This window comes from Flavobacterium rhamnosiphilum (genome assembly GCF_004349195.1).
In the GTDB taxonomy this organism is placed as follows: Bacteria; Bacteroidota; Bacteroidia; order Flavobacteriales; family Flavobacteriaceae; genus Flavobacterium; species Flavobacterium rhamnosiphilum.
This window is the reverse complement of sequence record NZ_SMLG01000005.1, coordinates 1-25951: the sequence shown is the minus strand read 5'-3', so window position 1 is coordinate 25951 and position 25951 is coordinate 1. Positions and strand designations below refer to the sequence as shown.

Below are 25951 nucleotides of genomic sequence, written 5' to 3'. Positions count from 1 at the left end.
AAATTAACTACAATACCGTTTTTAAGAGTTTACAACAATTTAAATCTGTTAATTGATACTTTATACGAAAAAGCAATTTGACGATGTACAATATTGTTATTTTCGTTCAAAGGAGTGTTTGTCTCTTTTTTTGAAGTAAACAATTATTCAAAGAAGAATAAAATCAATAGTATTTGACTGTTTAGAACTTACATTTTTTATTAGTATTAATCTCTAACTGCTGTTATTGGTGGAAGTGATAATAGCAGTTGGAGATTAATGGTAATAAATTTCAAAGAGAAGGAATAATCATATTTCTCAAAAGTAGTAGTAGTAGTAGTAGTAGTAGTAGTAGTAGTAGTAGTAGTAGTAGTAGTAGTAGTAGTAGTAGTAGTTTTAAAAGGTATAAAAGAAGAAAAAACAAAAACAAACTACTTGTTGTTTGCAATTTACCTTTTTATATAATCTTTATAATTATTTTTGTTAATTATATATATAACTATAGGGGTATATTTGATGGTATTGAAATGTATATTTATAATAGTAGTAAATTAAATTTAGTATTATTGTAGTGTATAATAAATGATATTGAAGTGTAAAATTAGAGATTATTTGTTTGCGTTTTTATCATAAAACAATAGTAGTTAGATTTAAATAGTTAAAAGTAGTAAAAAATAAGTAATTAGAAAATATAGAATTGTATGAAAGAAAACGAAGAATTGATAAAGAGTATTTTAAAGATACCTCATAAAATACTGTCAAATATGGAGTTGTCTTTTAATGAAAAACTCATATTATCGTTAGATTACACTTTGAGTTTTAAAAGGGGTTATAACAAATATACCAATTTATACATTGGGGAGTTATTTGGAATAAATCAAAATATTGTTGGAAAATGTAGAAGACAGTTGATTGAAAAAAAATATTTAGTCAAAGATGGTGATGATAAAAGATTTTATAGATTAACGGATAAATTAGATAATGTTGAAATCACTTTGAAGGATAAAAGAGAAGTCTTATTGCCTTTTGAGGTTTATAATCATCCTCATTTACAAACTGGAGCAAAGTTATTGTGGGGAGAATATAATTCTATGAGTAAAGGAGATAAGGAGTATTTTTCAAAAAGAGATACTACTGCAAATAGGTTGAATGCAAGTAAAGAGAGTATAACTATTTGGACAAAGCAATTGAATGAATATGGTTTTTTAGATAAATACGAACATAATTCTGGATATTATACTAAACAAAAGATTGTGAAAACACGGGATTTAACAAAAAGGATAGGAGATACAAATGAAGATGTGTAGTAAGTGCATTGACTATAAACCCTTGAATAAATATGCTCCAATTTGATTTCCATTGAAAACATAGAGTACAACGTCTTATTCTGAAAATCGTTTTAACAATGTTCAACACTCTAAAATTTTTGTATTGTATATTTTGCTATTTTTGATTTGTAAATTGATTATACGTTTTATTAAATAGTGAAAATTGAATGTTATTTCAATTAATTAGAATTCAAAACAGATAAAATGACGATAAAAGTAAGAAGAATGAGAAGTCATCTTATCGAACTGGCAAGAAAAGAAGAGACAACCTATTATAAGAATTTTAATATAGATTGTGATTTAAAATATGATTTTTCCAATATAGATAATTATGATAAATTCCGTGATGAACTAAGGCAGATTCTCAAATTCGAAATTGATAACGAAAGACCATGTTTGACTTTGTTAGTTCTTAGTTCGGAAAAAATAAAAGGATCTGAACATTATTTGCCCTCAGCAGGATTTTTTAAATATGTAGAAAAATATAGAAAACATTGTACTTTTAGAGGAAGAACTACTTTTTTTTTAGAGGAAAAAGTTAAGCTTTTTGATTTTTGGAAAGACGAACAAAAATATATTTCAAACAAAGATTTTAAAGAGTAAAAATATAGAGTTTAATTATGATAGAACATTTAGTGAATTTACTGTATATTCAATTTTATCAAGATCTTCAATTGTCAGAATTATTGATTAACGATGAAATTGATGTCAATGAAACTGTTATTGATAATTTAAGTGTTGTTTTGGATATTATTGGTTATCCTAAAGATAATGCAGATGAAAGAGGGAAATTATCAGAACAGGATATTTATAATAGAGATTTCTTCTATCAAGGTTTTACCGAATTAGAATACCCTAACATACATAGTGAACTTTTAGTGAAAGAAAAAATCAGGGATTTTGTTGATTGGGTATGTGGGGAAACACTTGAATTATATAAACAGAATAAATTAACTACAGATGATTTTTTAAAAAACATTATGGATATCAAATAGTGTTTTCTTTAAATCAGACTTCAAAAACAAAAAACGATTTTTCAAACATACGTATTTCAAATTATTCTCTTTGATTTTCCTACGCAAAGTTACCTCTGAAATTTCAAACAATACAACTGCTTCTTTGATTGATAGATAATGTTTTGAGTTTAAATCCTCTTTGGTTATAATTGTTTTTATCTTTGGAATCACAAGAGTATTTTCCTTTTGTAATTCCCTCCAATTTCTCTTATAACATATCATAGAACAATAGATACCTTTACTACTTTTTGCTATAAATTCTTCTTTACAGACTACACAATTTCTTTTGATTTGTAAATGACTCATTATTACTTACTGTCTTTTTTATTATATGATTTTCCTTTGTTTATCAACTAAAACGCTATCTGTAAGTAACAACTCAATATAGAAGCTACTTTACGGACTATGGTATCATAAAAGTCATAAAAAATATCGATTCACAAAACATAGTAACACGATTAGTAGCACAAATAGGGTAAATAAGGGTAAACAAAGTCATCTATCAACACGCAGAAATCCCTTTGTTTATAGCACTTGGAACGTAGAAATATGATGTTTTAATAATGCAGATTACTTCCCGATGCAGAAGTTAGCAAAAATATTCCCCAACAATTCATCATTGGTAACCTGACCTGTGATCATCCCAAAATGATACAACGCTTCCTTAATATCCAAGGCCATCAAGTCGCTTGACAAGTTGGTTTCAAGTCCAAATTTTACTTTTTGTATTTCGTCTAATGCTTTCAGTAAAGAATCGTAATGTCTTGTATTAGTTACGATTGTTTCATTATTTCGTAATGCTCCAGTATTCACAAACGTAAGCAATTGATTTTTTAAATCTTCAACACCCAGTTTTTCTTTAGCAGAAATAAGCAAGATTTCTGGAATTTCAGCTTTCAGATTTACAATTTCATTTTCTTCTAACTTGTCGGCTTTATTGCCAATGATTACAAGCGGTTTCAATGGAAACTGATTTTTGATTTTCTCCAGTTCCACTTTTAACTTTAAACCTGAAACTTTAAATTCGGAACTATCAAAAAGAAAAACGACAACCTGTGCTTGTTCAATTTTTTCAAAAGTTTTACGAATTCCAATGCTTTCCACCACATCTTCCGTTTCGCGAATTCCGGCTGTGTCTATGAATCGAAAACCGATTCCGCCAATCACTAATTCGTCTTCAATAGTATCGCGTGTTGTTCCCGCAATTTCCGAAACGATAGCACGTTCTTCATTCAATAAAGCATTCAAAAGCGTTGATTTCCCAACATTGGGTTCACCCACAATAGCTACAGGAATTCCGTTTTTGATGACATTACCCACCGCAAACGAATCGATTAATCGTTTTAGGACAAACTCAATTCTATTTAATAATTCATGGAATTGCGTTCTGTCTGCAAATTCCACATCTTCTTCGGCGAAATCCAATTCCAGTTCGATTAGCGAAGCAAAATTTAATAATTCTTCCCGTAATTTGGCTATTTCATTAGAAAAACCACCACGCATTTGTTGCATCGCAATTTGGTGTGAAGCTTCATTATCGGATGAAATTAAATCGGCAACGGCTTCCGCTTGTGACAAATCAAGTTTTCCGTTCAAGAAAGCTCGTAACGTAAATTCGCCGGGATCAGCCATACGACAACCTTTTCGAAGCAATAATTGAATGATTTGTTGTTGGATATAGGTTGAACCGTGACAGGAAATTTCAATCGTATTTTCGCCAGTATAGGAATTTGGTCCTTTAAAAATAGACACCAAGACTTCATCCAAAGTTTTGGCATTATCCACAATATGGCCTAAATGCAACGTATGTGTTTTTTGCGTTGTTAAATCTTTGTTTTTGATGGATCGAAAAACAGAATTACCAATAGTAATGGCATCTTCGCCGGAAATTCGAATTACGGCTATTGCTCCGGCCCCCGAAGGAGTTGCCAGTGCCACTATGGAATCTTGAGGTATCATATTTGTATTCAATTTTATGCAAAAGTAAGTAAAACTTGTAAAGCAACAAGATTCCCTTATAAAACCATTAACTTTATTTTCAGTTAAAAATAAGACTATGAGATATTTATCCTAATTAATTTATTTTTTTGTTGTAATTTTATGTAAAGAATTGACTAACAATTAATTAATAGGTGTCATGAAGAAAATTCTATTTCCAACCGACTTTTCGGATGCATCCAAAAATGCATTTATTTACGCATTAAAATTGGCAGATTCGATAGATGCTGAAATTATTACAATGCATGTTTATCAATTTCCAAAGGTCAATTATGTTAATGTTTCGGAATACTTACATGAAATTTATGATGTTACCGAGTTAAGTAATTTCGAAAACTATAAAGATGAAGTTCCAATTTTAAGAAATATTGCCGAAGAAAATAATTTGGATAAAGTAAAAATAAGTCATGTTTTAATTTTAGGGAATTTGATTGATGAAATACAAAAAATACTAAAACACGAAAATATTGATTTTATAGTAATGGGAACTAAAGGCGCGACCAGTTTAAAAGAGACTTTTTTGGGTACGGTAGCAACAAAAGTAATGAATGATGTCAAAGCAATTGTTTTGGCCATTCCTGAACACTGTAAATACCAACCCATAAAAAATTTGCTTTTTATTACAGAATATAAACCCGAAGATATTGAACCCTTTATGCGAGTGAAGGCTTTGGCCAAAGTATTTCAGGCACATATTGATTGTTTGCGCGTACAATCGCCACATCATGAAAATAAGAATGACTATATGGAAGATTGGAATGAATTAAGTAAAGGCCATAACATAGCTTTGCATTCCATTTCAGGCGATGATGTAGAAGGTATAATATTAAATTTCGTTGATTCATATAAAATCAATATGATTGCAATGCATGTATACCATAAAAATTTCTTTGAAAAATTATTTCAAATTAGTCTTTCAAAAAAATTAGCCTTTCATGTGAACGTACCTATTCTTGCTATTCATGAATAAAGCATTTAAGATTTGGATAATTTGATTTTATAAAGATTTACGGTAATGGCTGGATTTGAGTACTATTTTAACAGATTGCCTGATATTAATCATATTTAACCTAAGTTTTTATAATTAACTTTGATAAACAAACCATTTTAATACTTAATAAAATGAAAAAGATTCTTTTCCCGACAGATTTTTCTGAGGTGGCCACAAATGCTTTTGTTCATGCTTTAGAATTTGCAAAAATAGTTCAGGGTGAACTCGTTTTATTGCACACATTTGAATTGCCTATATATGACAACCAGTTTTTCCCAGAAAATTATGCCGTCATTTATGATTCATTAGAGTTGTCTCAATTTGATATGTTTAAGGATGAAATCCCAAAATTACGCGCCATAGCTGAAGAACGTCATTTGGATAAAATAAAAATGACGCACAGGCTTATGGATGGAGATTTGCTTTTTAATATCAAAAGATCGATTAAAGAAGATAAAATAGATTTTGTAATAATGGGAACATCAGGCGCCACTGGTTGGGATGCTTTTTTCGTAGGTACAAATACAGGAGCTGTAATCTCTGGAATTGAAGTCCCGATGTTATGTGTTCCTGCTGAAGCAAAATTTAAAAAAATTGAGACCATTGGTTTTACAACCCGTTTTAGACCTAAAGATAAAAAAGCGTTGAAAATGGTTTTGGAGATTGCTAAAAAAACAAAAGCCAAAGTGAAATGTCTTTATGTCAAAACCAATGAATCTGATGTTTCCAAAGATACAATAGCTAGTTGGGAAGAGGAATTCATGCAGGAGCCCATTGAGTTTTTTGTTATTAGCTGTAATGAAGTGAAAGAAACCATTTTAGACTTTATTATGTATAAAGACATTGATATTTTGACAATGCTTACCTATAAAAGAGGTTTTTTTGAAGGAATTTTTAATCCTAGTTTGACCAAAAAAATAGCGGTTAACTTTGATATTCCAATTTTAGCGATTCATATTGATTAACGTGTTAAATTTGGCTTTCCCCCGAAATCTAATTTGCTATATTTGTCTTTCATTCAAATGAATTATGGAAATATACAAAGCAAAAAAAGAAGGGTTTTCAGCAGTATTAAATGGGATTAATAAAAAGTACAATAGTATAAGCATCTTAAGATTGCTGGCTATTGTATTTTTTTTGGTATCCCTGTATTATTACATCAAAAACAGCGAAATTGTTTTTATTGTTTTGTCAGTGCTTCTTTTTGGATTGTTTGTGTTCTTGATGCGTATTCACACTAAATTACTTTTCCAGAAGCAAGTCAATAAAGCGCTTTTGAATATTAATGAAAATGAAATTTCCTATCTCGAAAGAAACAAAATCCCTTTCGAAAACGGACAGGAATTCAATGATTTCCAACATCCGTATGCCTATGATTTAGATATTTTCGGCGAACATTCTTTGTTTCAGAGTCTTAATAGAACAGGAACTTTTATTGGAAAAAAGACGTTGGCGAATCAGTTGTTGCATACACTTTCTAATAATGAAATTACCCAAAATCAAGAGGCAATACAAGAACTTGCAGTTAAGCTTGATTGGCGTCAGGAATTTCTGGCATTAGCAATAATAGGTCAGGATACTAAAGAAGCTTATCAGGTATTATTGAATTGGAAGGATAGTAAAAGTGCTCCTTTTTCAAAAGTAATGTCAGTGTTGATGTATCTTGCTCCAGCTATTTTCGGAGGACTTTTGTTAGCTTATTTTATAACCTCAAATATTGTTATATTGTCATTTTTATCTTATGTTTTTATCGGAAACATAATTATTTTAGGAAAGTTTTTCAAGCAAATCCAAACCGAAATTGCCAAAGCAGAAAATATTGATAAAATTATAAATCAGTATAGTTTACTGGTTCAGAAAATTGAAAATGAAACTTTTCAATCGGAGAAATTAAACGCTTTGCAAAGTGAATTGGTTTTAAAGAATAGAAAAGCGAGTGTAGATCTTAAAGAGTTATCCGAATTGTTTTCGAAGATGGATTCGATAAGTAATTATGTGGCTGCTATTTTATTTAATGGAACTTTTTTATATAATGTTCATGTTTTAAAAAGCCTTTTAAACTGGAAAGCCAGTCATGCGCCGGTTCTTGAAGATTGGTTGAAAGTTATTGGTGAATTCGAAATGCTGAATAGTTTAGCAAATCTTTCCTATAATAATCCGGGGTTTGCATATCCAACATTAAACACCAATTTTGAAATTGATTTCTCTAATTTAAGTCATCCATTACTAAATGAAAAAACTAGAGTAGGGAATGACGTGCGTTTTCAACCGCAATCATTTATGATTTTAACCGGTTCCAATATGTCAGGAAAAAGTACTTTTTTGAGAAGTTTGGGAATCAATATGGTATTATCAGGAATGGGTTCGCCAGTTTGTGCCAGCCAAGCAAATGTGCATCCGTTACCTGTTTTGGTTTCGATGCGATTATCGGATTCGTTGTCAGACAGTGAATCGTATTTCTTTGCAGAAATAAAGCGCTTAAAGCAAATCATGGACGAACTGGAAAATAGACCAGCATTTGTCTTGCTAGACGAAATATTACGAGGAACCAATTCAGATGATAAACGCAACGGAACAATCGAGGTGGTTAAAAAAGTGATTGGTAAAAAAGCAATTGGAGCCATTGCAACGCACGATATAGAAGTTTGCTTGACAACGAATGAATATCCAAATATATTGACTAATAAATGTTTTGAAGTAGAAATTATCAATGACGAACTCCATTTTGACTACAAACTTCGAGATGGAATTTGTAAAAATAGAAGCGCTACGTTCCTGATGAAAAAAATGGGTGTGATTTAGTTTGGATTGTTAGATTCCTTAGATTTCAACGTTAAGTTGTCATTTCGGAGGAGGAATCTCATAAATACAAAAGGAATAAAAGCAAAAAACCGTCCCGATAAATCGAGACGGTTTTTTAAATATAAAAATGGTTTGGTTAATAGCGTATTTGTTATACAATGGTAAGTATTATATTTGAATTTTAAAAATCAAAATATAACAATTTCAAAATATAATGTTAACTGTTCAGCATTACTGGCATTACAAGCATGGTAACAGTTTCACCTTCTTCTAATCCATCAACAGGAGTAAGGATTCCGGCTCTGTTTGGCAATGACATTTCAAGCATAATCATATCCGATTGCAAGTTAGTCAACATTTCAGTCAAGAAACGAGAATTATACCCTATTTGCATATCATCACCTTGATAATCACATGTTAATCTTTCTTCAGCTTTATTGGAATAGTCAATATCTTCAGCAGAAACATTCAATTCAGCACCAGCGATTTTCAAACGAATCTGGTGTGTTGTTTTATTCGAAAAGATAGCGACACGACGTACAGAACTCAAAAATTGAGAACGGTCAATCATTAATTTATTTGGATTTTCTTTTGGAATTACCGCTTCGTAATTTGGATATTTTCCATCAATTAAACGACACATTAAAAGGTAATTGTCAAAAGAAAAAGTAGCATTCGAATCGTTGTATTCAATTTTTACTTCAGCATCCGAAGTACCAAGAATATTTTTTAAGATGTTCAAAGGTTTCTTTGGCATAATGAAATCAGCCACTTGAGAAGCCACTACGTCAGTACGCGCATATTTCACTAATTTGTGCGCATCAGTTGCTACAAAAGTCAATCCTTGTGGCGAAAACTGGAAGAATACACCAGACATTACCGGACGTAAATCATCATTTCCGGCAGCAAATATTGTTTTGCTTATGGCTGTTGCCAAAACATCAGCAGGAACAAGTGTTACAGATGGATCGTCTAAGTTAACCGATTTTGGAAATTCGTCTCCTGGAGCATAAGCCAAAGCATATTTTCCAGAATTAGAACTGATTTCAATCGTACTGTTTTCTTCAACCGTGAAAGTTAATGGCTGTTCCGGAAATGTTTTAAGGATTTCCAAAAGCAATTTTGCAGGGACAGCAACGCTTCCTTTACTTTCTGAATCAATTCCTAAAGTAGCTGACATGGTTGTCTCTAAATCAGAAGCAGAAACCGTTAGCACATTATGGTCTAAATCAAATAAAAAGTTATCTAAAATAGGCAAAGTGTTACTGCTGTTGATAACGTTACCTAAAACTTGTAATTGCTTCAATAAGTACGAACTCGATACTATAAATTTCATCTGTTTTGTTTTATTTTTTAAGGTACTTCTCTAAATCCGAAATACGATACATTTTACAAATATATCGTAAACTATTCTAGTTTGGAAACTTTTTTATTAACATCTATTTGCTGTATTTTCTTTTTCGAAGGAAAGTAAATACGACACCAAAAAGGACCAAAATAAGAATTGGAAGCCCGATAGTTAGGATTTGTGTTCGGGTATAGTTTTCATAAACTTTTTCTTTATCCAATAAAGGTAAATCAAGATCTTTGCTTCGAATGTTAATAAGTCCGGTATCATCCAATAGATAATTGACGCAATTTATCAGGAAATCTTTATTATCATACAAATTTCCAGACCTTTGGTCATAACCCAATTCTACCGGTTGAAAGTTTTTATCCAATTGGTTTTTTATCAAATCCCCATCAGAAATAACAATCATTTTGTTCTCTTTCCCTGTTGGTTGAAATGTTTTTTGTTCAAATGGCAAAACTCGGTTTTCAAACATGGAATGAAACGAACCTTCTAATAAAACCGATAATGGAATCTTTCCTTTGTTCAAGTAATCATTTGGCGAAGTTTCTTCGGCAACACTATTCAGGTTGATCTCTGTTGGAGTTCCTATCTTCTTCGAATATTGAGACGATTGCAACAGAATGGTTTTCTTAATTCCGTTTTTCAAGGTATCGATAGGATTTGCAAAATCAAATTTGATTCCGCCTAAATTTTTCACAATCGGATGCAAACTGTTTGGATACACCTGTGGTGCAAACTTCCAATTAAATTCCTGAAATTGAGTGGCACTTCCTTGTTCTCCGGTTGCTAGTTTTATGGGACTTCCTTGTTCGTCTTTTACTAAATCAGGGTTGATTCGGATTCCGTATTTAAAGAACATATCATTCAAATTCAAATCTTTTGGATAGGCCAAAGTGGCTCCGGATGAATCGTACAAACTATCCATTTCTGCCGAAACTTGGTCAATCAACCACAATGTTTTTCCTCCGTTGATGATAAATTGATCCAAAACCTGTTTCTCCGCATCAGTAAATGTTTCAGTAGGTTTAGCAATAACAGCCAAGTCATATTTTTCTAAAGCCTGTAGACTTTCTATTGGACTTTTGGCAACCGAGTCTAATGTAAATGGGCCGATATGATAACTTTCGCGTACTTGCAAAAGAAATTTAGCCATCAAAATATCTTGCAATTCTCCATTTCCTTTGATAACAGCGATTTTCTTTTGCTTTGCTTTGGTGACTTTATTCAAAGCTTCGGCGATTGAGTATTCCAAATGCTGAACAGATCCAATCACTTTTTGGGTAGTTGTCGCGCCCATAATGTTTTTCAACAATGGAATATTAACTTCCTTATTGTCATAAACTGCAATCGCCCAAGGAAAAACCATCGCTTGGGATTGCTTTCCTTTGTCGTCAACGGTTATGTTTATTGGCGTAAGCCCTTTTCGATACAAATCTTTAATATTGTCCATGCTTGCGTCTTCGTTCTCCAATGGATCTACGAATTCAAAAACAATATTGGTATTATACGCCTGAAATTCTTCCAGTAATTGTTTTGTTTCTTGTTGTAAACGTTTGAATTCAGCCGGTAAATCGCCTTGCATATATACTTTTATAGACAAAGGATTTTGAACTTGCTTAATGATGTTTAAAGAAGTAGGGGAAAGCGTGTATCTTTTATCTTTTGTTAAATCAAAACGATGGAAAAAGTGATTTCCAATGCCATTTGCGATCAGCAAAATAACAATGGTGAACAATACGTTTTTTAGATTTTTGTTTTTAATAGGTATCATTACGATTTGAAAGATTTTAGATTATAAACAGTAAATGAAAGAAAGACAACGGTTATGCTTGTAAAATAAAGAATATCTCTTGTGTCTAATACGCCACGACTCATACTTTTGAAATGATCTTGCATTCCTAAAGAGGCGATTATGGAAGACATATTGGGAATAACAGAAGCTAAACCTTCAAATCCAAAATAGAAGAAAAAACATAAAAATACCGCAACAATGAAAGCCACAATTTGATTATCAGAGAGCGTTGAAGTGAATATTCCAATGGCTGAATAGGCAGCAATCAGGAATAATAATCCAAAATAAGAACCAATTGTGCTTCCCATATCGATATTGCCTTCCGGTATTCCTAAACTGGAAATAACGGCTACATAAATGAATGTTGGGATAATCGCCATTACAATTAAAAGCAAAGCTCCAAGAAATTTTCCGTTTACAATTTGCCAAATACTCAACGGTTTCGTCAGTAATAATTCTAACGTTCCTTGTTTTTTTTCATCCGAAAAACTGCGCATCGTTACGGCAGGAATCAAGAATATCAAAATCCATGGCGCCAATGTGAAAAATGGAGTCAAATCAGAAAATCCAGTATTCAAAATATTATAATCTCCTTCGAAAACCCAAAGAAACAATCCGTTAATAATTAGGAAAATGGCAATAACTAAGTAGCCTATGGGCGAACCGAAAAAGGATTTTATCTCTCGTAGTACTATTGATTTCATTCTTTATGTTTATTCGTTTATTTGTGTATTCGTTTATTTGAAACTGAAACTAATTACTTTAAACTTACTAATTTATCCACGCTCCAAGCCTCTGGTTTGTCGTTGAATAATTTCTTGGTGAATGTCCAAACATCGTAAAAAAGTTCGGAATTCCTGTAATTTTCTAAATCGGCTTCGGTTTCCCAATAACTGTAAGTAAAGAAAATACTTTTGTTATTTTTATCCTGATACAATTCTAAGAAACGATTTCCAGGTGCATTTCGAATTTTATCTTTCATTAACTCGAAGTTTTCTAAAAAAGCGGGAATATTTTCCTCGTGAAAACTCAATTTTACTATTCGTACAAACATTTTGATTTTAGATTTATGATTAGCGATTGATGATTTTAGATTTTGCAATTAGTTAAAAACAAATTTGACATTTTCTCTTAAATTGAACTTTCCTTGTACTTTGGAAGCGATTAAATCCCCCATTGTTAAGTCTTTCTTTTCAATTTTATTTTCTTCAATGTGAAATTTAAAATCATTTATTTCTTTAGAATGTTTTTTTGAAAATAATGCAACAGTTAGAAATAGGACATATTTTAAAATATATAAAATAGTAAACACAAAACCGAATAAGAAGTTTAAAGGACCAAACATTTCTCCTTCACTTTCGAAATGTTCACCATAATTAAAACCAGAAAAATCTAAATTATATTTTGTAATAAAATCTTCTAACATATCATAATTATCATCTCCCCAAAGACTTAAATCATTTGCTACTTTTGATTTATTGCATATTTTTTTTTCGCCAGATTTTTCTTCAAGAAATTGTTGTACTTCAAGATAATTCTGTTTTAAATCTTTAAACCTTATTTTTATAATTGTTTTCATATTATGTTGCTTTACATCTGAAATCATAAATCGTTAATCTTCAATCAAAAATCAAAAAATATTTAACTGAATACTATATTTATTACATCTCTATAATTCAACCCCAGCAAGCTATTCGCTGAACCTACTTTGGATGGATTGCTTCTGAAAATGGCGATTTCAAGAAAACCGGCTTCGTTGAAAATAGCTAATTTTTCTCCTTCGTAAGATTTAATCGGATATTTTTCAGAACTCGCAATTGCGGAATAATTGGGCAAAATTGTTTTAATATTTTTGGTTTTCAAAACAATTTCATACGGTCTTCCTTTGGCAACTTCGATAAAATATTTTTTAGAAACATTGGTAATTACATTCCCAAAATGATCAATATAAATCACATGACCTTTTAATGAATTCCCATCATCCGAAATAGTGGCTTGCAGATTGGTCACTTGCTTAATCGTATTTATTTCTTTACCAATGACGTTCATTAAACCACCCTTGGCTAAATGGCAGGCTACTTTTACAAATACATCCAGATCAGTAGCTTCGCTTGGCAAACGATCGTGAATATTAATTGCCACCATTTTTTGCGGAACAATTTTTTGCGAAAGCATACTTAAAATCCCATTATCGGCGGCAATAAAATAATGATCGTTCCATTGCATCACAATATGTTGATTCTCTTTGTTCGATTCCATATCCACTCCTACAAGATGAACCGTACCTTTTGGAAAGCTCGCATACGATGCTCCAATAATGTAACTTGCTTCTACTGTGTTGAATGGGTCAATATCATGTGAAATGTCAATAGTTGTTGCCTCGGAATACTCAGACAAAATTTTCCCTTTCAACGCACCTACAAAGTGATCTTTCAAGCCATAATCGGTAGTTAGGGTAATTATTGACATAAATTTGTTTATAACTATTGGTGTTATGTAAACCTAATTTTATTAAATTTGAGAAGTGCAAAGCTAATAATAGTAAACTCAAAAAACGAAAAACAAAAAACAATTTCTATTTAAAAACAAGAAATATACCCGACAGCCAATTGATTTATAAAAAAATTAATTCTAATTTAAAACTACCTCATTTGAACGAAAGAATAATCGAGCTCATAGACATCGCTCCAAAAGACTTTTGGGGCGCTCAAGACACTCATCTTGAAACAATTAAAAAATACTACCCAAAATTGAAGATTGTCGCTCGGGGAACAACTTTAAAAGCTTTTGGAGAAAAAGAGGTTTTAGACGAGTTCGAAAAACGTTTTCAGCGGTTAATGCTTCACTTTACACGTTACAACACTATTGATGACAATGTTATTGAACGTGTTATTCTAAGTGACGGTCAAGACGAGAGAAGAGCCTTGGGACATGATAAAATTTTAGTACACGGAGTAGGAGGAAAAATCATCAAACCTATGACGCCCAATCAACAATTGTTGGTGGACACTATGGGAAAAAATGATATGGTTTTTGCCGTTGGACCTGCAGGAACAGGTAAGACCTATACTGGAGTTGCCATGGCTGTAAAAGCATTGAAAGAAAAAGAAGTCAAGCGTATCATACTCACTCGTCCAGCGGTAGAAGCAGGGGAGAACCTTGGTTTTTTGCCAGGCGATATGAAGGAAAAACTAGATCCTTATATGCAACCTCTTTACGATGCTTTACGCGATATGTTACCGAACGAAAAATTGGAAGATTATATTTTAAAGGGAATTATCCAGATCGCGCCATTGGCATTCATGCGTGGAAGAACGTTGGATAATGCTTTTGTAATTTTGGATGAAGCCCAAAATACTACGCATTCCCAAATGAAAATGTTCTTAACGCGTATGGGGAAAAGTGCTAAATTCATGATTACAGGTGATCCCGGTCAGGTCGATTTACCACGAAGAACCATTTCAGGTCTTAAAGAAGCTTTGTTGGTTTTAAAAGATGTTGATGGAATTGGGATTATTTATCTGGATGACAAAGACATTGTAAGACACCGATTGGTCAAAAAAGTGATTGATGCATACAAACAGATTGAGAATAACGATTAAAACAAAAAACGCCCTTTATTTAAAGGGCGTTTTTTTTATGAATTTTTCTATTTTGAAAAGAGGATAATATAAATGCTTTTCAAATTTTATATGGTTTGAAACATAGCATTCCAATTATTAAATTCCAGATCGGAAAGTTTGGATTTATTTAGACTCTCAAGAAAAGCGAGATAAGCGGTATTGAATAATGATTTTAATTTGCAATTTTGGGATTGAAAAACACAAGGTTTTGAATTACAATTTACAACAGGACTATCATCTTGTTCCAAAAGGTGAATCAAATCCCCTAATGGTATTTCTCTTGCTTTGTCAGAAATTATGATTCCACCATTTTTACCTCTTTTAGTATGGATTAACTGATTTGCTGATAAGAATTGAACCACTTTAATGAGATGGTTTCTCGAGATTTTGAAAGCAGCAGCTAACTCGTCTAAAGAACTTAAAGGAGTTTCTTTTTTTTGATCTAAATACATCAAAACGCGCATACTAAAATCAGTAAAGTGATTCAATTTCATAAGAGTTTTATTAATTAAGGCTTAATAATTGGGGACCAAATTCTTCATAAAGTATATTTTCTTTGTTGACTCCAAGTTCAACTAAGGATTGATATTGAACTTTTATAAAAAGAGCAGGTCCGCAAATATAATATTTTGCATCCTTAATAAGAATTTCTTCTTTGATTTCGAGTAAATTCACTCTACCTTCAATAGCATTTGTTTCTGATTCGGGTAAAGTTTCATAAAAAACAAATGAAGTCAGCCATGTGTTTTCATCATTTAACTCTTGAATAGTTTCTTTAAAAGCGTGAACATTTTCGTTACGACAGCTATGAATCCATACCGTTCTGTTTTTTTGAAGTGAGTTTTTATTGGTCTCAATCATACTCATCATAGGAGTGATTCCAACACCACCACTTACAAGAACCAGTGGGGTTTTAGAATCAGGATCGGCATAAAAAACACCGGCGGGAGCACTGACCTCAATACTGTCACCTTCTTTTTTATTATGCAGTGTATTGGAAACAATTCCGTTAGGAGTGCTGTTTATTCCTTTTTCTTTTTTTACCGAAATTCTATAAAATTCATTATTGGAAGCTGAAGATAAACTGTATTGTCTGGGCTGTTTATGACCTAGTTCAGGGATAAACGTACTCACGGAAATATACTGTCCCGGATAAAAATCGGCTATATCTTTATTGTCTTCCGGTTTTAGATAAAATGATTTAATCTCATCGCTTTCTTCAACAATTTTAGAAATTATAAAGTTTCTCCACCCTTTCCATCCTCCTTTTTTATTGCTGGCTTTCTGATACATTTCGGCTTCAAGGCCAATCATAATTTGAGCTAATTCTTGATAGGCGCAAGTCCATGCTTCAATTAATTCTACAGTGGCTAAATCTCCCAAAACTTCTTTAATTGAACCAATTAAATGGCTTCCAACTATATCGTATTGTTCTGGCGCAATATTTAAACTTACATGTTTGTTTCCAATTGATTTTAACACGTTTATCAATACACTTGGGTTTTCAATATTTTCAGCATAAGCTAGAACGGCTCCTGTTAATGCATTTTGCTGTTTTCCGCTGGCTTGATTGGCCATATTAAAAATATTTTTTAACTCTGGATTGTTTTTCAGCATCCTTTGATAAAAGTAGGCAATCAAATCATTCCCATTCGATTTTAAAATCGGCACTGTTGCTTTAATTAATTCTTTTTGAATTGTATTCATGATAGTATCACATTTAATTTTTTACAAATATAGCTACAATTTATAATTGTTGTATTTAAAATGCAACAATTAATTTTTTAAAAATATAAGGATAAAATCTAAATCGCATTCTTGCTTAAAGGAAATGAATAGGAGAGATAATTTTGAAATGGGTTTTTTACTAAACTTTTCTTTAATCGTTGTATATCTCTTCAAAATGCAATAAATTTGGAATTATTAAAAATGACAGTTAAAAAAAATGATTTCAACAGAAAAAATTAAAGTCGTAATTAGCGATTTAGACGGAACTTTACTCAATTCAGACCACAAAATATCCCAATATACCAAAACTGTTTTTCAAGAACTCCACAATCAAGACTATTTAATAATTGTTGCTACTGGCCGTCATCACCTAGATGCACTAGATATTGTAGAAGACTTGGGTTGCCCGGTTTATCTGGTAACTTCAAACGGAGCCAGAATCCATTCGCCTCAAAAAGAGCTTCTTTTTTCTTTTGATATTCAAAGCGATGCTATAAAATCTGTTTTTGATTTACAAATTGATCCCGAGATTACCACTATTTTATTCAAGGAAAACCTCTGGCAGACTAATAAAAACAACGAAAAACTGAACAGTTACCAAAAAAAATCCAAATATCTGCCTGAAATTGTTGATTTTAAGACATTGGAAGATTTTGAAAGTATAAAATTTTATTTCACTCATGATAACCATCAAAAATTAGTTGATTTAAGAGACCAAATTCTAGAAAAACATCCGGATGATTTTAGCCATGCTTTTAGCCTTCCTTTTTGTTTGGAGTTTATGGATAAATCGGTAGATAAAAGTGTTGCTATTGCCAAAATTTTGGAAAAAGAGAATTTTGTTTTCGAACAAACAATTTCTTTTGGAGATGGATTTAATGATGAAAATATGCTTAAATCTTCTGGGAAAGGTTTAATTATGGGTAATGCACCTGAAAGTTTAAAAGATAGACTTTCTCATTTAGAAGTCATTTCTACTAATGATAATGAAGGAGTTGCAAAATACATATCCCAGCAACTATTAAATAATTAAAAGCTTTTAAATAAGTACTTTTGAAAATAATTTTAGAATCCATTTTTAATAAAAACAGTAAAATGAACAAAAAAATAATCCTTATTATCTGTATTTTGTTTTCCATAACAATTCAAAGTCAAACGCTAAAACTGGAAGAAATCATGAAAGGTAACGCTTTCATTGGTGCGCAACCAGAGAGCGAAAGATGGTCTTTAGATGGTCAAAAAGTTTATTTTGATTGGAATCCAAATAATGAATTGGGTACAAGTACTTATTTTTGGAAAAACGGATTATCAAAACCAGAATTAGCGTCACCAAATGAAGCTGCTTTTTCAAAATTAGATTTTAAAAAAACAGCAAATCCGGATTTGTATTATTACATAGATAAAGGAGGATTGTATTCATATGCTGCAAAAAGTAAATCATCCAAAAAACTGTATCAACAAAGCAGTCCGATTTCTAATTTGCAAATGGGTTCTGTGCCTGGAATACTTTATTTCAGACAAAATGAAAACCTGTTTCAGTTCAATACCAATGAAGGTTCCATCATTCAAATCACTAATTTCAGAAAAGGAAAAGGTGAAGATGGTGCAACTGAAAAAGAGTCCTTTTTGAAAAGCCAACAGGAGGAATTGTTTCAATTTATCAGAGATCAGGAAGCTTTGAAAAAATGGAATTTGGCAAAATCAAAAACCACAAAATCTGATTTTCCAAAGCCTTATTATTATGGAAAAAATACTTTTGGAAGTTTAAAAGTGGATCCAAAAGGAAATTATGCCACCTTCAGATTAATAGAAGATTCAGAACGTAAGAATGAAAAAATGGAAGTTTTCATTACCGCTGACGGCTACAACCAAATCGAAAATACTAAGGAAAAAGTTTCTGTAGATAATTTGGTAGCAACCAAATTTGGAGTGTATAACATTGTCAAAGATTCTGTTTATTTTGTAGATTTTTCATCGTTAAGCCACATTCAGGATACACCTAAATATTTAGAATTATATGAGAAATCAAAAGCTACAGAAAAAAAGAACAAATTAATCGTAGTTCAGGAACCTATTTACAATGAAAATGGATCTTTTGCCATTGCCGAAATCAGAAGTCAGGACAACAAAGACCGATGGATTGTCAGTTTAAATTTAGAAAAAGGAACTTTTCAGGAATTAGACCATCAACATGATGAAGCTTGGATTGGAGGACCCGGAATCCCTTCGAATTCTTTTGGAAGAGGAACACTTGGATTTTTGGGAGACAATGAAACCGTTTATTTCCAATCGGAAGAAACAGGTTATTCCCATTTGTACATCTATAATTTAAAGTCAAAAAAGAAAACCCAACTGACCAAAGGAAATTGGGAAGTGCGCAACGTGAGTTTGGCAAAAGATAAAAAGTCTTTTTATTTAACCACAACGACTACGCATCCAGGAAACAGAAACTTCTATAAATTGGAAGTGGCAAATTCAGTTTTGCAGCCTATTTTAACTAAAGACGGCGCCCATGAAGTGAGTTTGTCTCCTGACGAAAGTACATTATTGGTTCGTTATTCGTATAAAAACAAACCTTGGGAATTGTATGTTGCGTCTAATAAAAAGAATACGAACTTAAATCAGATAACATCTTCAACATCGGAAAGTTTCAAAGAATATTCTTGGCGTGAACCGGAAGTGATTACTTTCAAGGCGCAAGATGGAACTCCAGTTAATGCCAGATTGTATAAACCACAAACCGCCAATGCGAATAAAGCTGCAATCTTGTTTGTTCATGGCGCTGGTTATTTGCAAAACGCACATAACTATTGGAGCAATTACCATAGAGAATATATGTTTCATAATTTATTGGTGGATTTAGGCTATACCGTTTTGGATATTGATTATAGAGGCAGTGATGGATATGGACGTGATTTTAGAACGGGAATTTACCGTTTTATGGGCGGAAAAGATTTAACAGATCAAATTGACGGTAAGAAATATCTAGTGGACAATCATGGAATTGACGCTTCAAGAGTTGGAATTTATGGTGGTTCTTACGGAGGTTTCATTACGTTGATGGGAATGTTGACGACTCCTAAAGAGTTTGCTTCGGGTGCCGCATTGCGTTCCGTAACTGATTGGGCACATTACAATCATGGCTATACAGGAAACATTCTTAATTTCCCGGAAACGGATCCCGATGCTTACAAAAAAAGTTCTCCAATCTATTTTGCAAATAATTTAGAAGGAGATTTATTGATGCTTCACGGAATGGTAGATGACAATGTAGAATACAAAGATATTGTTCGTTTGTCTCAGCGTTTTATAGAATTGGGTAAGAAAAAATGGAGTTTATCAAGTTTTCCAGTCGAAGCACACGGTTTTAAAGAAACCTATTCTTGGGTTGATGAATACAGCCGAATCCTAAATTTATTCAACGATACGTTGCTTAAAAAATAGTTTTAGAGATAAAAATAAAATGTAAGAGTTCCGTTCTTTTCTTTGCGTAACTCTATGAAATAGTTTTAAATTTGCAGGAACAAAATAACACACACAACTATTATAATGAGCAATACAATCACAACTACTGATTTTAATTTTCCAAACCAGAAATCTGTTTATAGAGGTAAAGTAAGAGAAGTTTACAACATCAATGATGAACTTTTGGTAATGGTAGCTACGGACAGGCTTTCGGCTTTTGATGTAGTTTTGCCAAAAGGAATTCCATATAAAGGTCAAATTCTAAACCAAATTGCTACTAAATTCATGGAATTAACACAGGATATTGTTCCTAACTGGTTAATTGCAACTCCTGATCCTAATGTGGCTGTTGGTCATTTATGTGACCCTTTCAAAGTAGAAATGGTAATTCGTGGCTATGTTTCAGGTCATGCTGCCCGAGAATATGCTCTTGGTAAAAGAGAAATTTGCGGAGTGAAAATGGCGGAAGGTTTGAAAGAAAACGATAAATTCCCGGAACCTATTATTACACCAACTACAAAAGCGGATAACGGGGAACATGATGCGGATATTTCTCGTGAGGATATTTTATCGAAAGGAATTGTTTCTGAAGAAGATTATTTAGTTTTAGAAAAATATACAAGAGCTTTGTTTCAAAGAGGAACTGAAATTGCTGCCAGCCGCGGATTGATTTTGGTTGACACCAAATATGAATTTGGAAAAACTAAAGACGGAGTAATTGTTTTGATTGATGAAATTCACACACCGGATTCTTCTCGTTATTTTTATGCTGAAGGATATCAGGAAAGACAAGATAAAGGCGAAGAACAAAAACAATTATCGAAAGAGTTTGTTCGTCGTTGGTTAATCGAAAATGGTTTTCAAGGACTGGATGGACAACAAATTCCTAATATGACTGACGAATACATTGAAACGGTTTCAGAAAGATATATTGAATTGTATGAAAATATTCTAGGGGAGAAGTTCGTTAAAGCGGATATCTCAAATATTGATGAAAGAATCGAGAAAAATGTTTTGGCTTATTTAGCGAATAGATAATATACTTTTTGCAAATAAAAAAACCGTCTCGTTTTAAAACGAGACGGTTTTTTGTTTTTATTGGAAATACTGCTATTTTTCTAAAACTATTTTTAGATTATTCAATCCGTCTTCTAAATCTTTACCTATCATTTTATCCATATTCATAACTACTAACATCAAATTCATTGGATAAGGCATTTTTCCATTAAAACCCCATTTTACTTTGGTTTGATTTGGTGAAATTGCTACGGTGGTCATATAAGCCATATCAGTTGCTTCCATCGGAACTTTGAAACGCAATTCAAAATCGATTCGTTCTCCTTCAATGATTTTTTTGATTTCCTGCGCACCAACACCTACATTTTCGTTCTTGCTATTCCAAGAATATACAAATCCTACCGTGCCATCCTTTCCTGAAAAGGTTTTAACCATATTTGGATCTTTCTGATTCCAGACACTAAAATGATCTTGATTTTTAACATATTTAATATAATTGAAAACACTGTCTTTGGGTTTGTTGATTGTGATTTCTCTTTCTATAGCATATTCTTTTGTTGTAAACAAAGCAAGAATAAGAGCCAAAGCAATAATTGCTACAATGGCTAAGATAATTTTTTTGATAATGTTCATGGTTTTAAAAATTAAGGTTAGTAATTATTTTGATTTTTTAAATTGTGTCTCGTAGCAATTGATCCAGTCAGCAACAGTCATTTTTCTCATAAGTTCTGCAATTAAATCAAAAGGGATTTGATCCCATTTTTTAAAGCGAATACAGCTTTTTCCCATGTCGAGTTTTTGTTTACTGTGTTTAGGATATTCGTTGACAAACCATTTCAATAATTCGGGATTGGCATAAATTCCCATGTGATATAAGGCAATAAAATGTTTCTGCGAAGCCATTCCTGCAAAAGGTAAAGGGAGTTTTGGATCACAATGATATCCACTTGGATAAATGGAATGTGGAATTATATAGCCCACCATTCCATAAGACATTTGTTCAGAGAAACCTTTAGGAATATTTTTAAGAATAGTTTCACGAAGTTCGGTAAAAGCGTTTTTTCTTTCTTCAGGGATTTCTTTTAAATACGCTTCGATTGATGTTGCGGATGACTGCATTTTAAAAATTGTTTTAGTAAAGTTAATTATAAAACCGCAATTCATAATTTGAACTGTGTTTTTGTTAATGTATAATTTTCTATGTTTCATGATCTATGTTTGAAACTAGTTTTTTTGCATAAATATTTATATCGTAAATAGTGTAACATTTAGAATTATTAATCGTCTATATATTAAGAACTTATAAGATTTATATTTTAATTTAATCTTTAGTTTATTTAATACGCGTAAAGTTAATTTTGTGTTAAATTTTAGTACTTTGCAAAACAAGATACCTTCTTTTAGACATATATTTGCATAGAACATTAGTTCGCAATTTGAATCATCAAAATCAATCAATTAACAAAAAAAAACAATCATCATGAAAAAATCAATCGTTTACCTAGGAATCGCTTTAGTAACATTTTCAACTGTTTCTCAAGCATCAAATTACAATTCTTCGACTCAAAAGGAAATCAGTCATTCTATTTATGAAGGTGCAACTCCTTTGTGCATTGCAATCAGTAAAGGAGAAATTGATATTGTAAAAAAATTAATCAATTACGGTGCTGACGTTAACGAAAAATCAAATGGATTAACTCCTTTAATGATGGCCGCAAGGTATAATAAAGTTGAAATTATTAAATTATTATTAGCCAATGGCGCACGTTTAAAAGAGAAAAATGAGAATGGTATTAATGCATTAAAATATGCTGAAGTATCTAATGCAAAAGAAGCAGCTGCATTTTTGAAACTATCAGAATCAAAACCAGTAGCCGGTCTTTAGTGTTTAATTTGAATTTAATAAAAAAGCATCATTGTGGATTTACAATGATGCTTTTTTGTTTTTAAAGTAAAAAATAAGATTTTTGGATTGCTACTTTTTTTTAGCCCCGATAGAAACGATATCCTTTTCCTTTTTTCTTTAAAAAGGAAAAGATTTAGTGAATAGCGGGATTAGCTCCTAAAACTATTTGAAATAGGAGAATGTTTCGTCGTTTTCTAGCTTCAGTAACGTTTCATATATAAGTTTAATCACGTTTTCGACATCCTCGCGGTGTACCATTTCAACCGTGGTATGCATATAACGCAACGGCAATGATATCAAAGCCGAAGCTACACCGCCATTACTGTACGCAAAAGCATCGGTATCCGTACCGGTAACACGAGAGGAAGCCAATCGCTGGAATGGAATTTCTTTTGCAAAAGCAGTTTCTAAAATCAATTCTCTCAAATTATTCTGAACTGCAGGCGCATAAGTAACTACAGGACCTTTACCAATTTTTGTATCTCCTTCAATTTTCTTTTCGATCATTGGAGTAGTAGAGTCATGGCAAACATCAGTTACAATGGCTACATTTGGTTTGATGGTTTTGGTAATCATTTCGGCACCGCGAAGACCTACTTCTTCCTGAACAGAATTGGTAATATACAATCCAAAAGGAAGTTTTATTTTGTTTTCGTGTAACAAACGAGCTACTTCGGCAATCATAAATCCACCCATACGGTTATCAATGGCGCGGCAAACAAATTTGTTGTCGTTCAAAATCATGAATTCATCAGGATAGGTAATCACACAACCTACATGAACACCCATTTTATCAACCTGTTCTTTTGTTTCGCAACCAATGTCAATAAACAGATTGTCCACTTTAGCTACTTCTTCTTTACTTCTATTGCGGGTATGAATAGCAGGCCAGCCAAAAACACCTTTCACAATTCCTGCTTTAGTATGAATATTGACACGTTTTGAAGGCGCAATTTGATGATCTGAACCACCGTTTCTTATCACGTAGATTAATCCATCATCCGTAATATAATTCACGTACCATGAAATTTCGTCAGCATGGCCTTCAATCACTACCTTATATGGAGCGTCAGGATTTATAATTCCTACAGCCGTACCATAGGTATCCGTTATAAAAGTATCAACATAAGGTTTTAAATAATCCATCCATAATTTCTGGCCACCACTTTCATAACCTGTAGGCGAGGCATTGTTAAGGTAGTTTTCTAAAAACTCAAGTGATGACTTGTTTAATATTGATTTAGTACTCATAAAATTATTTTTTTGCTAAATTATAAATTTGGCATTACAGTTGTGTATATAATGTATAATTTTGGCAATTAAATTTTCCTATATGAAGCTAATTAAATTTTTGTTATTTTTTCTATTTACAACTCTATCTGTTAATGCACAGGTAATACCGCAGGATACCACAAAGATGGGGTATGAGTTAGAAGATGACGAATCCATTCTTAATGATACCATTCAATTACCGGAAGTGTTAATATATAAGGTAAAAATGGATCCCGAAGCGAGAAAGCAATTCTTAATCCTTCAAAATCGTGTTTATAAAACCTATCCTTATGCAAAACTTGCTTCGGAGCGATTGACGATTCTTAATAAAGGAATGGCAAACCTTAAAACAAATAAGGAGAAAAAAAGATACTTTAAGATAGTAGAAAATTATTTAAGTGATGAATTCGAAGCTAAACTCAAAAAGCTTTCCCGTAAACAAGGTCAAATATTGGTGAAGTTAATACATCGTCAGACAGGTACCACAACGTACGAGCTGGTGAAAAACCTTAAAAGTGGCTGGAAAGCCTTTTGGTCCAATACGGCGGCAAGTATGTTTGACATTAATTTAAAAACTAAATACACGCCTTTCGATGTCAATGAAGACTATCTGATAGAAACGATTTTGGTTCGGGCATTTGATTCGGGAAGATTGCAAAATCAGAATCCGGCAAAGCCAGTTGATTATGATAATCTAACTGATTCCTGGGAGTCCAGAGCTGAAAAGCTGAAAAAATAAGTATCATTTTGGCGTTCCTCATAATATAAAGCGAGGCAATTATCTTAGCGGGTAGTTGCCTCTCTTTATATAATGAGTCGGGCTATCCGCTGCAAGTCCTCGTCCCGCCAAAAAAAAGCGGGACTGTGGGCTTTTCACTTTTATCCCTAACGCGGGTTTAGTATTCCATAGATTTTGTTCTTTCGACGAAGGCGAAATCACATCAGCAACATCTATTTTGTTACCTTATATATAGGAGCGAAGTGAAAAAGTGTGTTTATCTCTATATTAAGGTAACCCATGCATACTTTTGATTTGATCTGTTTTGTAGTTTTTATGGATTGTGAATGAGATGGAACTTTTTGTTTGCATAACTATAATGACAACTAAAGATACTCTTTACAGATACTACGGCAAGTCCATCGCCAGTAAAACGGCAATAACTCCGAGTATTCAGAAGGATTAGGTGAATAAAGAAAGGTGCGATACGATTACTATATACAATGACATCCACGGTTTTTTACCCATTTCGTCTCCCTTTCCTTCGGAGAGGGTCGGGGAGAGGAAAAAACTTTATGTTTCAAAAGTCATATTTCCAGCGAGTTAAAGCGAGAGTTAAGAAAACGTCAAAAAAAGGGGGTTAAAAAGCTTGAATAACGGGATAAAGGTGTTAGTTTTGCACCCGCAATGACGCAGACGTTCTTTAACAAACTGACAAGTACTACGAATTAATCAAGAAAATTTATTTTCTAAAAAAGATTCAAAAAAGCTTGTGAGATTAGAAAACGCTCGCTACATTTGCACCCCGCAAAACAAGCGAAGTTCCTTGACAAACTGCTAAGAAAAAGAGAAGAAAAACGGAAATAAAAATTTTCAAAAAAACTTCAAAAATTTCTTGTCAGTTAAAAAAAGAAGTTGCACTTTTGCACCCGCTTTGAGAAACACTTTAACAAGTGCAAACG

The 25951-nt window shown here is 32.4% G+C and carries 24 protein-coding genes; 12 read left to right on the top strand and 12 right to left on the bottom strand.

Annotated features, from left to right (window positions below; translation table 11 throughout):
* The first annotated feature begins 680 nt into the window (after positions 1-680).
* The 3 genes from E0I26_RS08065 to E0I26_RS08055 all read left to right on the top strand — a co-directional run bounded on the left by E0I26_RS08065 (position 681) and on the right by E0I26_RS08055 (position 2302).
* The gene (locus E0I26_RS08065) at positions 681-1286 is read left to right on the top strand and encodes a hypothetical protein (protein WP_131915985.1); all 606 of its coding nucleotides are present in this window, start codon (positions 681-683) and stop codon (positions 1284-1286) included.
* 225 nt (positions 1287-1511) lie between these two features.
* Complete coding sequence (locus E0I26_RS08060; protein ID WP_131915984.1) at positions 1512-1910, top strand: hypothetical protein; 399 nt, start codon at positions 1512-1514, stop codon at positions 1908-1910.
* Between the two features lie 17 nt (positions 1911-1927).
* Positions 1928-2302: a hypothetical protein gene (locus E0I26_RS08055; RefSeq protein ID WP_131915983.1), complete on the top strand. Its 375-nt coding sequence runs from the start codon at positions 1928-1930 to the stop codon at positions 2300-2302.
* A gap of 591 nt (positions 2303-2893) precedes the next feature.
* On the opposite strand, the gene mnmE is transcribed toward E0I26_RS08055, so the two are convergent.
* Positions 2894-4282, bottom strand: a complete 1389-nt coding sequence (gene mnmE, locus E0I26_RS08045; RefSeq protein WP_131915981.1) for a tRNA uridine-5-carboxymethylaminomethyl(34) synthesis GTPase MnmE — start codon at positions 4280-4282, stop codon at positions 2894-2896.
* A 178-nt stretch (positions 4283-4460) separates the two neighbouring features.
* Here mnmE and E0I26_RS08040 point away from each other — a divergent pair, with 178 nt between their 5' ends.
* From E0I26_RS08040 to E0I26_RS08030, 3 genes are all read left to right on the top strand, one after another.
* The gene (locus tag E0I26_RS08040) at positions 4461-5291 is read left to right on the top strand and encodes a universal stress protein (protein ID WP_131915980.1); all 831 of its coding nucleotides are present in this window, start codon (positions 4461-4463) and stop codon (positions 5289-5291) included.
* 152 nt (positions 5292-5443) lie between these two features.
* Positions 5444-6277: a universal stress protein gene (locus E0I26_RS08035; RefSeq protein ID WP_131915979.1), complete on the top strand. Its 834-nt coding sequence runs from the start codon at positions 5444-5446 to the stop codon at positions 6275-6277.
* A gap of 64 nt (positions 6278-6341) precedes the next feature.
* Complete coding sequence (locus tag E0I26_RS08030; protein WP_131915978.1) at positions 6342-8114, top strand: MutS-related protein; 1773 nt, start codon at positions 6342-6344, stop codon at positions 8112-8114.
* Between the two features lie 217 nt (positions 8115-8331).
* Here the strand turns inward: E0I26_RS08030 and dnaN are convergent, their stop codons facing one another.
* The 6 genes from dnaN to E0I26_RS08000 form a co-directional block, all read right to left on the bottom strand.
* Positions 8332-9450 (bottom strand): DNA polymerase III subunit beta, encoded by a 1119-nt coding sequence (gene dnaN / locus E0I26_RS08025; RefSeq protein WP_131915977.1) that lies wholly within the window; start codon positions 9448-9450, stop codon positions 8332-8334.
* A 103-nt stretch (positions 9451-9553) separates the two neighbouring features.
* Positions 9554-11239, bottom strand: a complete 1686-nt coding sequence (gene gldG, locus E0I26_RS08020; protein ID WP_205728783.1) for a gliding motility-associated ABC transporter substrate-binding protein GldG — start codon at positions 11237-11239, stop codon at positions 9554-9556.
* Complete coding sequence (gldF, locus tag E0I26_RS08015) at positions 11239-11964, bottom strand: gliding motility-associated ABC transporter permease subunit GldF (RefSeq protein ID WP_131915976.1); 726 nt, start codon at positions 11962-11964, stop codon at positions 11239-11241. The genes gldG and gldF overlap by 1 nt, the downstream gene beginning before the upstream one ends.
* 53 nt (positions 11965-12017) lie before the next feature.
* Complete coding sequence (locus E0I26_RS08010; RefSeq protein ID WP_131915975.1) at positions 12018-12314, bottom strand: putative quinol monooxygenase; 297 nt, start codon at positions 12312-12314, stop codon at positions 12018-12020.
* 48 nt (positions 12315-12362) lie between these two features.
* Positions 12363-12839, bottom strand: coding sequence for a DUF1493 family protein (locus E0I26_RS08005; protein WP_165929427.1), 477 nt, complete (start codon positions 12837-12839; stop codon positions 12363-12365).
* 62 nt (positions 12840-12901) lie between these two features.
* A complete protein-coding gene (locus E0I26_RS08000) occupies positions 12902-13729 on the bottom strand; it encodes an SAM hydrolase/SAM-dependent halogenase family protein (protein ID WP_131915973.1) in 828 nt (275 codons plus the stop codon).
* Positions 13730-13911: 182 nt separating this feature from the next.
* On the opposite strand from E0I26_RS08000, the gene E0I26_RS07995 reads away from it, so the two are divergent.
* On the top strand, positions 13912-14862 hold the full coding sequence (locus E0I26_RS07995) for a PhoH family protein (RefSeq protein WP_131915972.1): 951 nt from the start codon (positions 13912-13914) through the stop codon (positions 14860-14862).
* Between the two features lie 86 nt (positions 14863-14948).
* Here the strand turns inward: E0I26_RS07995 and E0I26_RS07990 are convergent, their stop codons facing one another.
* Both E0I26_RS07990 and hmpA read right to left on the bottom strand, forming a co-directional pair.
* Positions 14949-15377 (bottom strand): RrF2 family transcriptional regulator, encoded by a 429-nt coding sequence (locus E0I26_RS07990; protein ID WP_131915971.1) that lies wholly within the window; start codon positions 15375-15377, stop codon positions 14949-14951.
* Between the two features lie 10 nt (positions 15378-15387).
* The gene (gene hmpA, locus E0I26_RS07985; protein ID WP_131915970.1) at positions 15388-16590 is read right to left on the bottom strand and encodes an NO-inducible flavohemoprotein; all 1203 of its coding nucleotides are present in this window, start codon (positions 16588-16590) and stop codon (positions 15388-15390) included.
* Between the two features lie 238 nt (positions 16591-16828).
* On the opposite strand from hmpA, the gene E0I26_RS07980 reads away from it, so the two are divergent.
* From E0I26_RS07980 to E0I26_RS07970, 3 genes are all read left to right on the top strand, one after another.
* Entirely contained in the window at positions 16829-17644 is an 816-nt protein-coding gene (locus E0I26_RS07980) for a Cof-type HAD-IIB family hydrolase (protein WP_131915969.1), read from the top strand.
* A gap of 62 nt (positions 17645-17706) precedes the next feature.
* A complete protein-coding gene (locus tag E0I26_RS07975) occupies positions 17707-20055 on the top strand; it encodes a S9 family peptidase (protein ID WP_131915968.1) in 2349 nt (782 codons plus the stop codon).
* 105 nt (positions 20056-20160) lie between these two features.
* The gene (locus E0I26_RS07970; protein ID WP_131915967.1) at positions 20161-21114 is read left to right on the top strand and encodes a phosphoribosylaminoimidazolesuccinocarboxamide synthase; all 954 of its coding nucleotides are present in this window, start codon (positions 20161-20163) and stop codon (positions 21112-21114) included.
* A gap of 72 nt (positions 21115-21186) precedes the next feature.
* Here E0I26_RS07970 and E0I26_RS07965 read toward each other — a convergent pair whose 3' ends face one another.
* Entirely contained in the window at positions 21187-21726 is a 540-nt protein-coding gene (locus E0I26_RS07965) for an SRPBCC family protein (protein WP_131915966.1), read from the bottom strand.
* 24 nt (positions 21727-21750) lie between these two features.
* Positions 21751-22212: a DUF1801 domain-containing protein gene (locus E0I26_RS07960; protein WP_131915965.1), complete on the bottom strand. Its 462-nt coding sequence runs from the start codon at positions 22210-22212 to the stop codon at positions 21751-21753.
* Positions 22213-22573: 361 nt separating this feature from the next.
* Between E0I26_RS07960 and E0I26_RS07955 the strand changes: the two genes are divergently transcribed.
* Positions 22574-22978, top strand: coding sequence for an ankyrin repeat domain-containing protein (locus E0I26_RS07955; protein WP_131915964.1), 405 nt, complete (start codon positions 22574-22576; stop codon positions 22976-22978).
* Between the two features lie 183 nt (positions 22979-23161).
* On the opposite strand, the gene E0I26_RS07950 is transcribed toward E0I26_RS07955, so the two are convergent.
* Positions 23162-24250, bottom strand: coding sequence for a M42 family metallopeptidase (locus E0I26_RS07950; RefSeq protein WP_131915963.1), 1089 nt, complete (start codon positions 24248-24250; stop codon positions 23162-23164).
* An 82-nt stretch (positions 24251-24332) separates the two neighbouring features.
* Here E0I26_RS07950 and E0I26_RS07945 point away from each other — a divergent pair, with 82 nt between their 5' ends.
* Complete coding sequence (locus E0I26_RS07945) at positions 24333-25010, top strand: DUF4294 domain-containing protein (protein WP_131915962.1); 678 nt, start codon at positions 24333-24335, stop codon at positions 25008-25010.
* Positions 25011-25951 lie beyond the last annotated feature (941 nt).

Excerpts from the sequence above, each read along its gene's own strand:
- E0I26_RS08065 (WP_131915985.1), top strand. The coding sequence starts at position 681 with ATGAAAGAAAACGAAGAATTGATAAAGAGTATTTTAAAGATACCTCAT.
- E0I26_RS08060 (WP_131915984.1), top strand. The coding sequence starts at position 1,512 with ATGACGATAAAAGTAAGAAGAATGAGAAGTCATCTTATCGAACTGGCA.
- E0I26_RS08055 (WP_131915983.1), top strand. The coding sequence starts at position 1,928 with ATGATAGAACATTTAGTGAATTTACTGTATATTCAATTTTATCAAGAT.
- mnmE (WP_131915981.1), bottom strand. The coding sequence starts at position 4,282 with ATGATACCTCAAGATTCCATAGTGGCACTGGCAACTCCTTCGGGGGCC.
- E0I26_RS08040 (WP_131915980.1), top strand. The coding sequence starts at position 4,461 with ATGAAGAAAATTCTATTTCCAACCGACTTTTCGGATGCATCCAAAAAT.
- E0I26_RS08035 (WP_131915979.1), top strand. The coding sequence starts at position 5,444 with ATGAAAAAGATTCTTTTCCCGACAGATTTTTCTGAGGTGGCCACAAAT.
- E0I26_RS08030 (WP_131915978.1), top strand. The coding sequence starts at position 6,342 with ATGGAAATATACAAAGCAAAAAAAGAAGGGTTTTCAGCAGTATTAAAT.
- dnaN (WP_131915977.1), bottom strand. The coding sequence starts at position 9,450 with ATGAAATTTATAGTATCGAGTTCGTACTTATTGAAGCAATTACAAGTT.
- gldG (WP_205728783.1), bottom strand. The coding sequence starts at position 11,239 with ATGATACCTATTAAAAACAAAAATCTAAAAAACGTATTGTTCACCATT.
- gldF (WP_131915976.1), bottom strand. The coding sequence starts at position 11,964 with ATGAAATCAATAGTACTACGAGAGATAAAATCCTTTTTCGGTTCGCCC.
- E0I26_RS08010 (WP_131915975.1), bottom strand. The coding sequence starts at position 12,314 with ATGTTTGTACGAATAGTAAAATTGAGTTTTCACGAGGAAAATATTCCC.
- E0I26_RS08005 (WP_165929427.1), bottom strand. The coding sequence starts at position 12,839 with ATGAAAACAATTATAAAAATAAGGTTTAAAGATTTAAAACAGAATTAT.
- E0I26_RS08000 (WP_131915973.1), bottom strand. The coding sequence starts at position 13,729 with ATGTCAATAATTACCCTAACTACCGATTATGGCTTGAAAGATCACTTT.
- E0I26_RS07990 (WP_131915971.1), bottom strand. The coding sequence starts at position 15,377 with ATGAAATTGAATCACTTTACTGATTTTAGTATGCGCGTTTTGATGTAT.
- hmpA (WP_131915970.1), bottom strand. The coding sequence starts at position 16,590 with ATGAATACAATTCAAAAAGAATTAATTAAAGCAACAGTGCCGATTTTA.
- E0I26_RS07980 (WP_131915969.1), top strand. The coding sequence starts at position 16,829 with ATGATTTCAACAGAAAAAATTAAAGTCGTAATTAGCGATTTAGACGGA.
- E0I26_RS07975 (WP_131915968.1), top strand. The coding sequence starts at position 17,707 with ATGAACAAAAAAATAATCCTTATTATCTGTATTTTGTTTTCCATAACA.
- E0I26_RS07970 (WP_131915967.1), top strand. The coding sequence starts at position 20,161 with ATGAGCAATACAATCACAACTACTGATTTTAATTTTCCAAACCAGAAA.
- E0I26_RS07965 (WP_131915966.1), bottom strand. The coding sequence starts at position 21,726 with ATGAACATTATCAAAAAAATTATCTTAGCCATTGTAGCAATTATTGCT.
- E0I26_RS07960 (WP_131915965.1), bottom strand. The coding sequence starts at position 22,212 with ATGCAGTCATCCGCAACATCAATCGAAGCGTATTTAAAAGAAATCCCT.
- E0I26_RS07955 (WP_131915964.1), top strand. The coding sequence starts at position 22,574 with ATGAAAAAATCAATCGTTTACCTAGGAATCGCTTTAGTAACATTTTCA.
- E0I26_RS07950 (WP_131915963.1), bottom strand. The coding sequence starts at position 24,250 with ATGAGTACTAAATCAATATTAAACAAGTCATCACTTGAGTTTTTAGAA.
- E0I26_RS07945 (WP_131915962.1), top strand. The coding sequence starts at position 24,333 with ATGAAGCTAATTAAATTTTTGTTATTTTTTCTATTTACAACTCTATCT.